Raw genomic sequence first — 12,796 nt, forward strand, 5'->3', positions numbered from 1 at the left:
TGATCTATCGTCAACTTGCGAAATCGTCAAGATTGACTGCGCGTAGATTGAGCAATTTACTTTCTTCGACCCTCACCTCCTTGCAGAATTCACGTTCCGCGACCCAGATGCTAAGCCGCACATCAAACGATGCGCTCTTGCAATTGCCAAAAGCGAGTGCGACTTCGCCCCGCGCATCTGTCCATGTGTCCACACATGGCAAAAGCGAGGCGCCCCGCGCATGGTTGCCCACAAGCGGCGTTGTCAGTAAGTAGGTGCGGCTCGCTTCCTTGACATCGGCGATCGACAACGTCTGCTCGCCGAGCGAGTAGCGTTCTCCGACCCGCACCCGCCCGCTCAAGCGGGACAGGAAAAGCTCGTGGGAACCACCTGTCGCTTCTTCCAAAAGTTTGGCCTTGGTCGAAGATTCCGACACCGCAACGCCACGCACCCGCACCCCTGCCATCGCAATCCCACGCTCATCCCTCAAGGCGGCGCGAATCAAGGTCGTCTCTGCTGCAAAGGGATAGGATGGCTTGGGCGTCAGCGGCACGATCACGACCGGGTACAGCGGGTCGAGTTCCTCAAGCGAGACGGTGACCGTTTCGGAAAAATAGAACTCGGCCTGCACATGAGCGGTATAGGTTCCCGTCTCCAAATTCTGAAACACATACATCCCATTTGTTTTCTGCAGCGGCGGCCGCAACAGCCCGTCCGCTTGTACAGCACACTTTCCAAGTGGAATACCTGCGTTAAAACTGTCGATCAAATGGAGCACAAGTAAGCGTTTTCCTTCTGTCATCACGCTTCTCCAAACGTATCGCCGCGCTCGACGATGCGTCCGACCGGTTTGTCCTTACCGGAATCGATGAAGATCGGACCGGCCACGAGGTTAAAGGACAGCTTGTACGGCTGATTCGGAAACAAGGTGATCGCCGTGTGCAAATTGATCGGCTCACGCATGACCACTTTAAACTCCTCATTGGCATCGGCGAGCGCTCCTTGTAGCACCGACCCTTTGACCCACGAGTTATCGTTCAACACCTGCAAGGCCCGACCCATGATTCTCTGCTCGTCGATCGATCGGGTCTGGAGGTCGGCGTTCGAGTGTGCTGTCAGCAGATAGTGCAGATCGACCGCCATCGGCGGGTCTTTCACCGAAGAGCCGTTGTCGATCAGATAGGACTGCTGAGCCATCCCATTCTGCTCAATCTGATAAAGAAAGAGGGAAAGAACAAAATCTCCCTTATCTGCAGGCGAGGCCAGACCGATCATTTCCGGCTGCGGAATCGGATCGGGCGTCATGTTCGTTCGCAACAGTTGCACGAGCGTTCTTCCGACATCAGCAACTACAGTAAAATCTGCCATGGGCCTACTCCCCCTACACGCCTAAATATTCTTGGAATTCATCAAGCTCGTGCTTGAGCAAAAGTTTTCCCGTTTTTCCAAGTTCATGCTTGATCGCTCGGATGATGTGTTTCATTCCGACGGGACTTCCCGTCTCTACCGCCAGAAACGCGGCCGAGATTACGATGTTTTTGATATTCCCACCTGCAAATTGGAACTTGTCGGCGAGATAGCGGAAATCGAGGTCGTCATCCAGCGGCGTTTCCTTGGGAAACGTGCCGCGCCAGATCATCTCCCGATGTTCAGCGTCAGGGAAGGGGAACTTGATCACATAATTGATGCGCCGCATGAACGCTTCGTCCATGTTCTGCTGAAAGTTGGAAGCCAAGATGGTAATACCTTCGTACTCTTCCATTTTTTGCAACAGATAGGCCGTTTCGACATTGGCGTATTTGTCATGCGAATCTTTCACTTCTGAGCGCTTGCCAAACAGTGCATCCGCTTCATCGAAAAACAGAATCGCGCTCGAAAGCTGCGCTTCGGCAAAGATCGCTTGCAGATTTTTTTCCGTTTCCCCAATATATTTTGAAATGACTTGTGATAGGTCAATTTTGTAGATCTCAAGGTGTAGTTCGTTGGCGATCACCTCTGCCGACATGGTCTTCCCCGTGCCCGGCGGTCCGGCGAACAGCATGGACAACCCTTTACCATATGACAATTTGCGGTCAAATCCCCACTCTCCGTAGACGATCGAGCGGAATTTCATCTGGTTGCAAGCATTTTTCAGGTTGTCCTTTTGCTCATCAGGCAGAATCAGTTGATCGAACGTGTAGCGCGGTGAGATCCGCACCGCTTTCTTCTCCAAATTATGCTGAACTTGCGCGTAACAGGCTTGGTACAAAGAAGCGAGGTCAATCGGGGCATCGGAGTCGACCTTCCAGTGTGCGTTCGCTTGGGCAGCACGCAGCGACTGCTCGATCTGGCCAATCGTAAAGCGAAACTTGCCTGCTACCGCCCGCCAATCGAGGTCGGCTGCCACCGGGTAGGTCGCACTGGCTTCCTCCCAAACCTTCTTGCGCACCAAGTCGGGAGGAGTTTGCAATGCCAAGTCGATAAAGACGTGCCCCTGCCGAAGTTCTGCCGCTTTCCAAGGCGTTTCAGACAGGAGAAACACTAACCCCTGAAAGCGGTCTAACGCACCCTTCAGCCAAAAGATATGTTTGCGCTGCAGGGCTTCCTCACCTTCGAGCAGCACGTGGACGTTCGAAAAACCGAGCGCCGCTTGCTGCAATTTTGCTTCCCGAACAGCTCGTAGCAAGATGTCGATCAAAGGTCGCTCTTGCTGCAACGCTTCGCGCAGGTTGACCAGCACCAATTTTCTACCAAGGTGCTGTGCCAAATGGCAAACTTGAAGCCTCTTCCCAGATCCAGGGTTGCCAGAGATTAGAAAAAGCAGCGCTGACTCATACCGACTGGTGTCTACAAAGCGGCGCAACCGCTCCTGTACTTCGCCTTCCCAACGCAAAGGTGGAAGTGCCGTATCAGGATCGAAACACACCGCACAGCCCGCCAATTCCTCATCGTAATCCCCGTTTTGCAACAAAAAGCGGATCATGCGCGGATCGAGGCGTAATTTGTTGGACAAGAGTGTATCTTGCGCCCCATCGTCCGCTTTCAGAAAATAGGAAACGAGCGTCCCATTCGGTGACAACTGCTCGATGACAGCCATCATCTCCTCTGGGGTCGTACACAATAGTTTGAGGATCAGATCGACCGTCGGGCTCTTGGCGGTCACATCGTCTTGCAGATAGGCATAGAGCTTTTCATATTTGCGATGCACTTCGACGGCGAGGCAGACCAACAAGATCTGCTGCTCCAATCCGGAGAGTTGAAACACGTCCGCCACATACGGCAGCGGCAAAAAGACGCCCTCCGCTTCGCTTTGCCCGAGCCGCTCCACGATCCCAGCTTCCAGATCGTACAACGCAGCCGCGCTGAGCAACGCTTCCCCCTGAAAGGAAAAGACGGGCTCTTCCAGCAAGCGGTAGACTTCCTGTTCGGAGACGACAAGCCCTTTGAACGGGTCCATCGGGTCGTCTGCAGGCAAACCTCCCGCCTGTTGTCGCTCCAAGAGCAAGCCGATTTTCACATCCAGCCATTCAAGCAGATCGGCCAGATGTTCAAGTCCGTTTTCGTATCCCCTCTGTTGTCTCATGGTGCCTCCCAATAAATTGACAAAAACCGACATAAATCTTGTTCGATTCTATTTTATACCATCTGAGCGGCTATATCTAGCTAGATTTTTCAAGTTTATGATAACTTCTTACAGAAAGATTTATATACAAGAAAAAGGAAATAAACAGATAAATGACTTGAGTTGTTTACACACCGCTCAGGATATACATGACGAATCGCAATTTGTAAGTTGGGCGCAGGCAAATGACACCCCTCACAGCTGTCCGTAATATGTTGTAGTGCTGAAGAAATAAGATTTTCTAATGATGATTATTAGATTTTCTTATGAATAAACGCACGAGGAGGACCGCTGTGAACCAATCTTGGTTGAAAAAAAGTTGGCAAGGCACGGTGCTGATCTACTTTCTGCTGCTCGTCGCCTTACCGATCATACGCGTGTATGGGGAAGGATTTTCTCTCGGTTGGGATCGCTTTTGGGAAGCGGTCGCACACCCAGTGGCCTGGCAGGCTGTGATGCTGACCGTAAAGCTGTCTGTGCTCGCCATGTTGTGCAACGTGATCATCGGCAGCCTTGTCGCTTGGGTGTTGGTTCGATACCGCTTTCCAGGGCGACGCCTCTTACATTCTTTAGTCGATTTGCCGTTTGCCCTGCCGACAGCTGTTGGCGGGTTGATGATTTTACTGCTGCTCGGTCCGTCCAGCCCACTCGGCCAATTTTTTGAAAAGAACGGCTGGGAGATCGTCTATCACCAGCCTGCGATCGTATTGGCCATGGTCTTTGTCACCTTTCCGTTCGTGGTGCGCTCGATCCAGCCCTTGCTTGAAGAACTCGACCCAGCCGAGGAAGAAGCGTCCTATACGCTCGGGGCGACACCAACGCGAACGTTCTGGCAGGTCATCCTCCCTGCGATCCGCCCAGGTGTGATCGGTGGCGCCTTGCTGGCTTTTTCCAGAGCGCTCGCCGAATTTGGGGCTGTGGTTCTCGTCGCTGGCAACCTGCCAGGCAAGACGCTGGTCGCATCGGTCTATCTCTATGGACAGATCGAGAGCTACAACCCACAAGGCGCCGCGGCGATATCGGTCGTGCTCCTCACCTTGTCCTTTCTGATCCTCTGGGGCGCCAATCTCCTTCAAGACAGGAGGTCTCGGGGATGAGAAAAGGGTTGATCCTGCTCACCTATTTCTTCTTTGTGGCCCTGTTGATCCTCCCGCTCGGAAAAATGATCGCATCGGCATGGGAAACGGGTCTGACCGGGGTGCTGGAGGTGCTCACGCGAAAAGAAGTGCTCCATGCGCTAGTGCTTTCCGGGCTCATCACCGTCATCGTCACCCTGTTGAACACGCTGTTTGGCGTCAGTTTAGCCTTGTTTTTGGTGCGCGGCAGGAGATGGAACCGACGCATCAAGCAGGTGCTGAACTCGATGGTCGACCTGCCCTTTGCAGTCTCTCCTGTGATCGGCGGTCTGATGATCTTGCTGTTGTTTGGACCCCAGACGGTGCTTGGCACGTTCTTCGAAGGAATCGGGATGCCAATTGTGTTTGCGCTGCCTGGCATGGTGATCGCGACGCTGTTTGTGACCTTCCCGCTGATGGTGCGCGAAGTGATGCCCGTGCTGCAAGAAACGGGCACCGAGCAGGAAGCAGCAGCCTATACGCTGGGGGCGAACGCCTGGCTGACCTTCTGGCGGGTGACATGGCCATCGATCCGCTTTGGTGTGCTGTATGGGTTCGTGCTGACAGCAGCCCGCTCACTCGGTGAATTTGGCGCGGTGCTGGTCGTGTCGGGAAACATCATCAATCGGACGCAGACCGCAACGACGCTGGTCTATCAGGAAGTGGAAGATTTTCATTTTGTCGCCGCCAACACGGTAGCCACCGTACTCGTGATGCTGTCGATCCTGATCTTGCTGCTGCTCGAATGGTCGAAACAGAGAAAGGACGGTATCCTTCATGCAGATTCAAACACATAACCTCAGCAAAAAGTTTGGCGCGTTTCATGCGGTGAACGATGTCTCCTTTACGATCGATTCTGGAAAACTGATCGGACTGCTTGGCCCGAGCGGCGGTGGCAAGACCACCATTTTGCGCATGCTGGCCGGACTTGAGAAACCGACCTCAGGTGAAATTCACTTCGAAGGCGCCCTCGTCAACCACTTGCCACCGCAGGAGCGCGGCATCGGCTTTGTTTTTCAAAATTACGCCTTGTTCAAACACATGAACATTTTCGAAAATATCGCATTCGGCCTCACCGTTCAAAAGAGAAACAAACGGGAGATCAAGGCGCGCGTCGATGAGTTGCTGGAGTTGACAGAGCTGGCTGGACTTGAGCAACGCTTCCCCCATCAGCTCTCCGGCGGTCAGCGTCAACGTGTCGCCTTTGCCCGTGCGCTCGCTCCTGCACCGCAGTTGTTGCTGCTCGATGAGCCGTTCGCGGCAATCGATGCGAAAGTGCGCAAAGAGTTACGTCAGTGGTTGAAAGCGATGATCGCACAGCTTGGCGTGACTTCAATCTTTGTGACGCACGATCAGGAAGAGGCGGTCGAAGTCGCCGATGAGATCATGATCATCAACCAAGGGCGCTTGGAACAAAAAGGGAGCCCTTGGGAGGTCTACAAACGCCCGGCCACTCCGTTTGTCGCCAGCTTTATCGGTGATTCGGTAGCCGTGCACGATCTGCGGGCCTTGAAAGGATTTGAAAGCGCGGTCGGCAAACTCCGTCACAACCATCAGATCTTCATCCGTCCGGAATCGATTGAAGTCGGACGAGAGCGTGAAGTTCCCTTTCCCCATGCGGCCGCTACCGGTGAGGTCAAACAGGTCCAGTTCCGCGGCCATGTCTGGCAAGTGGAAGTCGAAGTTGGCCAACAGCGTCTGCTCGCTCATCATTCGTTGGAAAAAGCACCACTGCAGATCGGAGAGGAAGTTGCCGTATTGGTGCATCAGATCCAGCTCTTCGATGCTGATGAAACTTTGCTTGTGGACAACGAACTGAAAGGGAGTGATGCGAGATGGCAGCAAAGAATTTTTGGGTAAGCGCACTGGTCGCGGTAAGTCTGGCCATTCTGCCCGCCTGTTCGGAAAAAACGGATCAGGCGGAGCTCACTCTGACACTCGGCGCCTACACCGTCCCCAAAGAAGCGTTCGGCAAAATCATTCCGAAATTTCAGGAAGCGTGGAAGGCCAAAACGGGCCAGCACGTCCTGTTTCAAGAATCCTACGAAGCGTCCGGCACGCAAGCGCGGGCCATCGTCGGCGGTTTCGAAGCGGATCTTGCCGCTCTGTCCTTAGAAGCAGACATCGATGCGATCAGCCAAGCAGGGCTGATCACCCATGACTGGAAAGCAAAGCAGCACGGCGGCATGGTCACCAACTCTGTCGTCGCACTCGGGGTTCGCGATGGCAACCCGAAAGCGATCAAGGACTGGGAAGACCTCGCAGGTCGCGGTGTGTCCGTCCTCTATCCCAATCCGAAAACGTCGGGCGGTGCGCAATGGGACATCAATGCGATCTACGGCGCAGGGCTTAAAAAATCGGAAGAGACGGGCGCAAAAAACCCCGCATTTGCCAAAGATTTGCTGCGTCGCATCCATGCGAACGTCAAATCGCTCGACAAAAGCGGACGCGCCTCGATGACCACCTTTGAATCGGGAACTGGCGATGTGGTCGTCACCTATGAAAATGAGTTGCTGGCTCGTGTCAAAGAGGGAGCGAAATACACCATCGTGGTACCCACTCATACGATCAAGATTGAAAACCCCGTTGCCATCATTGACAAAAATGTTGACAAACACGGCACTCGCGAAGTAGCCGAAGCATTTGTCAGCTTCCTCTACACCAAGGAAGCGCAGACAATTTTTGCCGAAAGTGGGTTTCGCCCGGTCGATCCTGATGTTGCACAATCGTTTTCCAACCAGTATCAAACCCCACCCGGCCTGTTCGAGATCGCCTACTTGGGCGGCTGGTCGAAAGTTCGCCATGATCTGTACGGAGAGGGAGCTTTGTGGGACCAAATTTTAGCGGGCAACTAAACGGTACCGCCGTACAAGACGAGTTCAGCATCTCGCCTTTGCTAAACCATTTTCACAGAAAAAAGCGCCTGGGGAGTGCCCCCAAGCGCTTTTGCTCGCTATTCCCACTTCTCATATTGTTTCCGGATCTTTTCCGGAAAAATTCGCGTCTTTTGCATCGGAAACGGACAGCTCATGTTATATTTCTTGATCTTCTCATTGATCGGGATGACGGCCACTTCCAGATCGACCTGCTTCCCGCTATCGAGCGCGTCGAGCACCGCCTTGATCTCATCGCGAATTTTATGCTGCAACTCAAGCCAAGGAGGCAGGACATTCGCATTTTTTAAGATCGAGTGCAACGCATAGTTCTCACTGTGATGCGCATCATCAACGGCCAACGGTTTGCCTTTGTGCTTGTTCCCTTCCAACCCACCGTTTTTCTCAAAATCATGAAATGCTTCATCGATCCAGGAGCTGACTTGTATTTCGGAGTAACGGGATTCTTCGGAACTTTCGCGCACTTCACTCGGCACAAATTGGTTTTTTTCCTTCGACATCTTCCCTGCCTCCTTTAACTTTTGCTCTCTACATCTCCATTATATGTGAATCAGTGTTGTCAGACCGGACGACCCGATCCACAAATGTGACGCTTTCCTGTCACTTCCTCGCCAGTACCATCCACTCTTCAATCTCCAGCGACTTGACTCGGCCACCCTCCACAACGATGTTGAAATACTGTTTCCAGGTCTCGTCGCCAGCGAGGATGAATGCCTCCGTCTGCCGCACCTGCTCATCGGTACAGGACATGCGCTCCATCCACGGGAGAAACTGGGACGTCTTGCGCCGCACTCTGCTCTGCACTTCGGACAGGCCCGCTTTTGCAAACAGTGCCTGCCATTCTTCCACGCTCAAGCAGCGCACGTGGCTTGGATCGCGCAGTTTCTCAATCTGGTCGCGCCACACCCCAAGCTCCGGCACAGGCGGCACCACGTTGTCGATCATCACAAATTGTCCGCCCGCTTTCAACACTCGTGCGACTTCATTCACAAATGCTTCTGGATTCGGAAAATGGTGTGGCGCAATCCGGCAGGTCACCACATCAAATGCACCGTCCACAAAAGGCAAATCCTCCGCATCTCCTCGCACAAAACACACATTTTCACAACCTGCTTCCGACAGATGATTCGACGCGGCCATAAGCATCTCACGTGTCAAATCACAAGCCACCACCTGCCCCACGTGCGGTGCTAATGCCTTGCTCACATGACCTCCACCCGTTGCGATATCTAGCGCTTTCATCCGCTTTTGCGGCTGTAGCCATTCGATCAATAGCCCGAGATCATCGCCTTTCGCATGCGCTTCACTTTGCACATAATGCGCCGCATTCTTCCCAAACTGCGTTTGCACCAGCGCCTTTGCTTCCTCCTGTTGTTTCATCGTCACAACACCTCCTGCTTCCATTCTATCCACTCATCGCCGATCTCGGTTATTGAAACTCGATATCTTGTTATCGAAAATTCGAATAAGAATATTCCTTGATAAGAATATTCTCTTTAGGGTATATTACTGATATGCATTCGACTCTGACTGCTCTCGCCGAGCCTAATCGCCTACGCATTGTCGAGCTTTTACGCGATCGCCCGCTCACCGTAGGCGAGATCGCGGATCGTCTTGGACTTCACCAGCCACAGGTATCGAAACATCTGCGCGTACTGAGCGAAGCCGGACTTGTCGAAGTACACCCGATCGCGAACCGGCGAATCTACAAACTTCGTCCCCAGCCGTTCCAAGTGTTAGACGACTGGCTGGCGACTTTTCACCGCGTCTGGGAAGATCGTTTCAACCAATTGGACGATTATCTGAACAAACTGCAAGGTAAGGATCAGGAACCTGACGACGACAAATAGTCTTGCTCGCAGTACGACCACACATTTTGCAAGGAGGGTCGTTCCGTTTTCTTTTTTTGTACACAACTATAGACAACACTTATTTGGAGGGATCACGATGTCTGAAAACATGGAATCAAACAATGAACTGGTGCTCACGCGCACCTTTGATGCACCGCGGGAGCTCGTATTTAAAGTGTGGAGCGAAGCGGAACATCTGATGCATTGGTGGGGGCCGAAAGGTTTCAAAATGGAAGTCGCCGCGTTCGATTTCCGTCCCGGTGGTGTCTTCCACTACAGCCAGCAAACCCCTGACGGCCAAAAAATGTGGGGCAAGTTTGTTTTTCAAGAGATGGTTGCACCTGAGAAACTCGTCTTCATCAATTCTTTTTCCGATGCGGAAGGCAATCTGGTACGCGCTCCCTTTAACGCGACTTGGCCGCTGGAAATCCTGAATACGCTGACGTTCGAAGAGCACGATGGCAAAACGACGTTAACGATGCGGGGATACCCGGTCAACGCCACAGAGGAAGAACGTCAAACGTTCGAGTCGATGCGCGGCGGGATTCAACAAGGTTTTGCCGGGACGTTCAACCAACTCACCGAATACCTTGCGAGTGTGCAAACCAAGTAGTCCAAAGCGGCTGATCGATTTGCCTGCATGAAAAAGAGAACCGAGTAGCTGATCCACTCATTGAGTCGGTCAGACGCTCGGTTCTCTTGTTTTGCTCGCCTTTGCTGTTGTTGCGCACACCTTACAGTTCAATCACTGTCGCAGCGCTGCGAATCTCTGTTGCAAAATCATCGGTCACCCACTCTTTGACATAGCCGAGCGGGTTGCAAATGATCTTCTTGCCGTTATGCACTTCCATCCCGTGGCGCCAATGTTTGTGTCCGAAGATGACATACTCGACATGCGCGTACTGATCGAGCAGTTCGCCAAGTTTCGTCGAGCCCATAAACGGTCGGATCAAGTTCCACACCTTGCCCATCGGATGCTCTGGTCGCTTGGAGAGCGGCACGTAGCTGGCATACGGAATGAAGTGATTCACAAACATGACCTTTCGATCCTGAAACTGCTCAAACTGCCCACGCAGCTTTTCCAGTATCAGTTCGGTCAACTCCTCATCTTCCATGCCCCAACGCGCCATCACGCTGTCTTTCCACATCATATTTTTATCCTTCACGATCTCAGCCCGCGTCTTGTGTTCCAGACCGTGTGTGTAATCGTACCAACCCATGTCGCCAACCAGCACCCACTCTTCGTTCAAGAGGAGCGGTTTATCGATCAGAGACGACTCATGGTCGCGCAATAGATTGTACTGCTTCCACGAATCGCCGTTGTCGCGCGTCGCCCAGATCGAGTGGTTGCCTGGCACATAGGAGAGCGGTACGCCCGACTTTTCCTGAATCTCTTCAATGTATCGAATGCAACGCTCTGCACCACCGGCCATATCACCGGCCACGATCACTCGGTCGGGGGCATGTTCCTTGATGCAGTCGGCAATCTCTTGTGTCAATTCGCGATTCAATTCGGTACTGTTATAATCTACATGCAAGTCAGAAAATGATAAGATCTTCAAAGCACTACCTCCCAGCCATTCAGCCTCATTCAACTATTATACCATTTCTTATCAAACTAACCTGCCTAGATTTAGACTTTGAGTTGAACCGACTGGAAACACAACAAAACCCCGATCCCTTTTTCACTCTCGCTACCTTCGAAAATTGTGGCATTGCGTAGCCCAAAATTCAAACGGAGTTTCGATCAGAACAACACTTTGAGAAATCATTATTCCTCAATTGTTTACAAAAATATTTCTCAATAGTATAATCAAAGTGTTGCTACGGCAATCTATTTTATCTCACTTAGAGGATTGGAACTTGATGGCTTCGGCTGACGAGTTCCTTTTCTCTTTTCTGCAATCATCACGATCCTGCACCATCTGCTGGTGGAAAAGGGCAGTTTCCCCCTTCTTCTGCTCATGGGGATCGGTCTGTTTGTTACGTTAGTTTTCAACAAACGGATGATCGATTCTGGCCTGATCGTAAAAGATACGGCGCTGGTCACCATTTTGGCAATCAGTTGCTATTCTTTAGGAATCGGAGCCGCTTGGATCTCGGAGCGTTATTCAAAATAACGGAAAGCGACCCGTCATGGTGAGACTGGGTCGCTTTTTCTGCTCAGGAATTGAAATGGTCACCATACTTCTCGCGTACTTCCAGAATCTCATCCAAACTCTCGAAAAACACGTCCACAAGCTGTGGATCAAAATGCTCCCCGCGCTCTTGGCGGAACAGTCCGAGAATCCGGTCAAGCTCCCAAGCTTTTTTATAGGGACGGTCGCTTGCCAAGGCGTCGAACACATCGGCGATGGCGGTAATGCGACCATACAGGTGGATCTGCTCCTCTTGCAATCCTTTGGGATAGCCTGTCCCATTCCATTTTTCATGATGTTCGATCGCAATCGTCGCCGCAGCGTTCAAAATACGGCCCTTCGAATTTTTTAATAGATGATAGCCGATCGTCGTATGTGTTTTCATCAGTTCATATTCATCTGCCGTCAACTTGCCGGGCTTGTTGAGGATCGAGTCTGGAATGGCGACCTTGCCAATATCGTGCATCGGAGACGCCGTCTTGATCAGTTCCGCCTCTTCCTCGCTCAGACCGTAGTGCAACGCTAAAATCTTCGAATATTCTGCAACCCGTTTGACATGGTTCCCCGTCTCTTTCGATCTCGACTCTCCAACTTCGCCCATCGTAAAAATGATTTCTTTTTGCGCCTCTTCGATCTCCTGTGCCAACATCGCCGACTCCAACGATTTGCCCGAATAGTACGCCGCCAGCGTCAGATGTTCTAAATCCTTTTGTGTAAACTTCCCAGCAGGCGTCATCTTATTGATCGCTTGGTATGCTCCCATCACCTTGCCCTCTTTATCCCGAATCGGGATCACCAAAATCGATCTCGTGCGATATCCAGTCTGGCGATCGACCACCGCGTTAAAGCGCTCGTCCTGATAGGCGTCATCAATGATGATCGGCTGGCCGGTGCGAATCGTGTGTCCAACGATGCCCGAGTCGACCGGAATGCGAATTTCCCCCACCTCATGCGCCACCGTTGTCCGCAATTCTTGGCGCTCTTCATCATGCAGCCACAAGGTACAGCGGTCGGCGATGATCATCTCGCGCCCCATGTCGGCCATCAGCATCAAAATGTGACTCAACCGCTTCTCCGCTGTGATCTTCGCAATATAATCAAAGATAATCTTGAGCATTTCCTCTGGATTTAAATCTACTCGTACTGTCAGCAAAGGGCCTCCCATGTTCCACCACACCTTATCGTTCCCATCAACTGAAATAATCGGAAATTACTCCTT

General features: G+C 52.2%; 13 protein-coding genes. 6 read left to right on the top strand and 7 right to left on the bottom strand.

What is annotated here, in order from left to right:
* Positions 1–10: 10 nt before the first annotated feature.
* Genes CIG75_RS11260 through CIG75_RS11270 form a run of 3 tightly spaced genes read right to left on the bottom strand, consistent with a single transcriptional unit; the run spans position 11 to position 3,541 of the window.
* The gene (locus CIG75_RS11260; protein WP_094236745.1) at positions 11–781 is read right to left on the bottom strand and encodes a hypothetical protein; all 771 of its coding nucleotides are present in this window, start codon (positions 779–781) and stop codon (positions 11–13) included.
* Positions 781–1,347, bottom strand: a complete 567-nt coding sequence (locus tag CIG75_RS11265) for a Pvc16 family protein (RefSeq protein WP_094236746.1) — start codon at positions 1,345–1,347, stop codon at positions 781–783. The genes CIG75_RS11260 and CIG75_RS11265 overlap by 1 nt, the downstream gene beginning before the upstream one ends.
* A 13-nt stretch (positions 1,348–1,360) precedes the next feature.
* Positions 1,361–3,541, bottom strand: a complete 2,181-nt coding sequence (locus CIG75_RS11270; RefSeq protein WP_157729518.1) for an ATP-binding protein — start codon at positions 3,539–3,541, stop codon at positions 1,361–1,363.
* A gap of 305 nt (positions 3,542–3,846) precedes the next feature.
* Here CIG75_RS11270 and cysT point away from each other — a divergent pair, with 305 nt between their 5' ends.
* From cysT to CIG75_RS11290, 4 genes are read left to right on the top strand one after another with little or no spacing between them, the layout of a single operon-like run.
* Positions 3,847–4,677 (top strand): sulfate ABC transporter permease subunit CysT, encoded by an 831-nt coding sequence (cysT, locus tag CIG75_RS11275; protein ID WP_094236748.1) that lies wholly within the window; start codon positions 3,847–3,849, stop codon positions 4,675–4,677.
* A complete protein-coding gene (locus CIG75_RS11280; protein ID WP_094236749.1) occupies positions 4,674–5,492 on the top strand; it encodes a sulfate ABC transporter permease subunit in 819 nt (272 codons plus the stop codon). The genes cysT and CIG75_RS11280 overlap by 4 nt, the downstream gene beginning before the upstream one ends.
* Positions 5,473–6,555: a sulfate/molybdate ABC transporter ATP-binding protein gene (locus tag CIG75_RS11285; protein ID WP_094236750.1), complete on the top strand. Its 1,083-nt coding sequence runs from the start codon at positions 5,473–5,475 to the stop codon at positions 6,553–6,555. The genes CIG75_RS11280 and CIG75_RS11285 overlap by 20 nt, the downstream gene beginning before the upstream one ends.
* A complete protein-coding gene (locus CIG75_RS11290) occupies positions 6,531–7,550 on the top strand; it encodes a sulfate ABC transporter substrate-binding protein (protein ID WP_094236751.1) in 1,020 nt (339 codons plus the stop codon). Before CIG75_RS11285 ends, CIG75_RS11290 begins: the two co-directional genes overlap by 25 nt.
* Before the next feature lie 98 nt (positions 7,551–7,648).
* On the opposite strand, the gene CIG75_RS11295 is transcribed toward CIG75_RS11290, so the two are convergent.
* Positions 7,649–8,089 (bottom strand): DnaJ family domain-containing protein, encoded by a 441-nt coding sequence (locus tag CIG75_RS11295; protein ID WP_094236752.1) that lies wholly within the window; start codon positions 8,087–8,089, stop codon positions 7,649–7,651.
* Between the two features lie 100 nt (positions 8,090–8,189).
* On the bottom strand, positions 8,190–8,969 hold the full coding sequence (locus CIG75_RS11300; protein ID WP_094236753.1) for a class I SAM-dependent methyltransferase: 780 nt from the start codon (positions 8,967–8,969) through the stop codon (positions 8,190–8,192).
* A 134-nt stretch (positions 8,970–9,103) separates the two neighbouring features.
* Here CIG75_RS11300 and CIG75_RS11305 point away from each other — a divergent pair, with 134 nt between their 5' ends.
* The gene (locus CIG75_RS11305) at positions 9,104–9,439 is read left to right on the top strand and encodes an ArsR/SmtB family transcription factor (protein WP_094236754.1); all 336 of its coding nucleotides are present in this window, start codon (positions 9,104–9,106) and stop codon (positions 9,437–9,439) included.
* A gap of 97 nt (positions 9,440–9,536) precedes the next feature.
* The gene (locus tag CIG75_RS11310) at positions 9,537–10,052 is read left to right on the top strand and encodes an SRPBCC domain-containing protein (RefSeq protein ID WP_094236755.1); all 516 of its coding nucleotides are present in this window, start codon (positions 9,537–9,539) and stop codon (positions 10,050–10,052) included.
* Positions 10,053–10,173: 121 nt separating this feature from the next.
* Here the strand turns inward: CIG75_RS11310 and CIG75_RS11315 are convergent, their stop codons facing one another.
* Both CIG75_RS11315 and CIG75_RS11320 read right to left on the bottom strand, forming a co-directional pair.
* Complete coding sequence (locus CIG75_RS11315) at positions 10,174–11,001, bottom strand: metallophosphoesterase family protein (RefSeq protein WP_157729519.1); 828 nt, start codon at positions 10,999–11,001, stop codon at positions 10,174–10,176.
* A gap of 601 nt (positions 11,002–11,602) precedes the next feature.
* Entirely contained in the window at positions 11,603–12,730 is a 1,128-nt protein-coding gene (locus CIG75_RS11320) for an HD domain-containing phosphohydrolase (RefSeq protein WP_227874208.1), read from the bottom strand.
* Between the last annotated feature and the right edge of the window lie 66 nt (positions 12,731–12,796).

The sequence above is a fragment of the Tumebacillus algifaecis genome, assembly GCF_002243515.1.
Lineage (GTDB): Bacteria > Bacillota > Bacilli > Tumebacillales > Tumebacillaceae > Tumebacillus_A > Tumebacillus_A algifaecis.

Excerpts from the sequence above, each read along its gene's own strand:
- CIG75_RS11280 (WP_094236749.1), top strand. The coding sequence starts at position 4,674 with ATGAGAAAAGGGTTGATCCTGCTCACCTATTTCTTCTTTGTGGCCCTG.
- CIG75_RS11270 (WP_157729518.1), bottom strand. The coding sequence starts at position 3,541 with ATGAGACAACAGAGGGGATACGAAAACGGACTTGAACATCTGGCCGAT.
- cysT (WP_094236748.1), top strand. The coding sequence starts at position 3,847 with ATGAATAAACGCACGAGGAGGACCGCTGTGAACCAATCTTGGTTGAAA.
- CIG75_RS11295 (WP_094236752.1), bottom strand. The coding sequence starts at position 8,089 with ATGTCGAAGGAAAAAAACCAATTTGTGCCGAGTGAAGTGCGCGAAAGT.
- CIG75_RS11300 (WP_094236753.1), bottom strand. The coding sequence starts at position 8,969 with ATGAAACAACAGGAGGAAGCAAAGGCGCTGGTGCAAACGCAGTTTGGG.
- CIG75_RS11290 (WP_094236751.1), top strand. The coding sequence starts at position 6,531 with ATGGCAGCAAAGAATTTTTGGGTAAGCGCACTGGTCGCGGTAAGTCTG.
- CIG75_RS11305 (WP_094236754.1), top strand. The coding sequence starts at position 9,104 with ATGCATTCGACTCTGACTGCTCTCGCCGAGCCTAATCGCCTACGCATT.
- CIG75_RS11310 (WP_094236755.1), top strand. The coding sequence starts at position 9,537 with ATGTCTGAAAACATGGAATCAAACAATGAACTGGTGCTCACGCGCACC.
- CIG75_RS11260 (WP_094236745.1), bottom strand. The coding sequence starts at position 781 with ATGACAGAAGGAAAACGCTTACTTGTGCTCCATTTGATCGACAGTTTT.
- CIG75_RS11285 (WP_094236750.1), top strand. The coding sequence starts at position 5,473 with ATGCAGATTCAAACACATAACCTCAGCAAAAAGTTTGGCGCGTTTCAT.
- CIG75_RS11265 (WP_094236746.1), bottom strand. The coding sequence starts at position 1,347 with ATGGCAGATTTTACTGTAGTTGCTGATGTCGGAAGAACGCTCGTGCAA.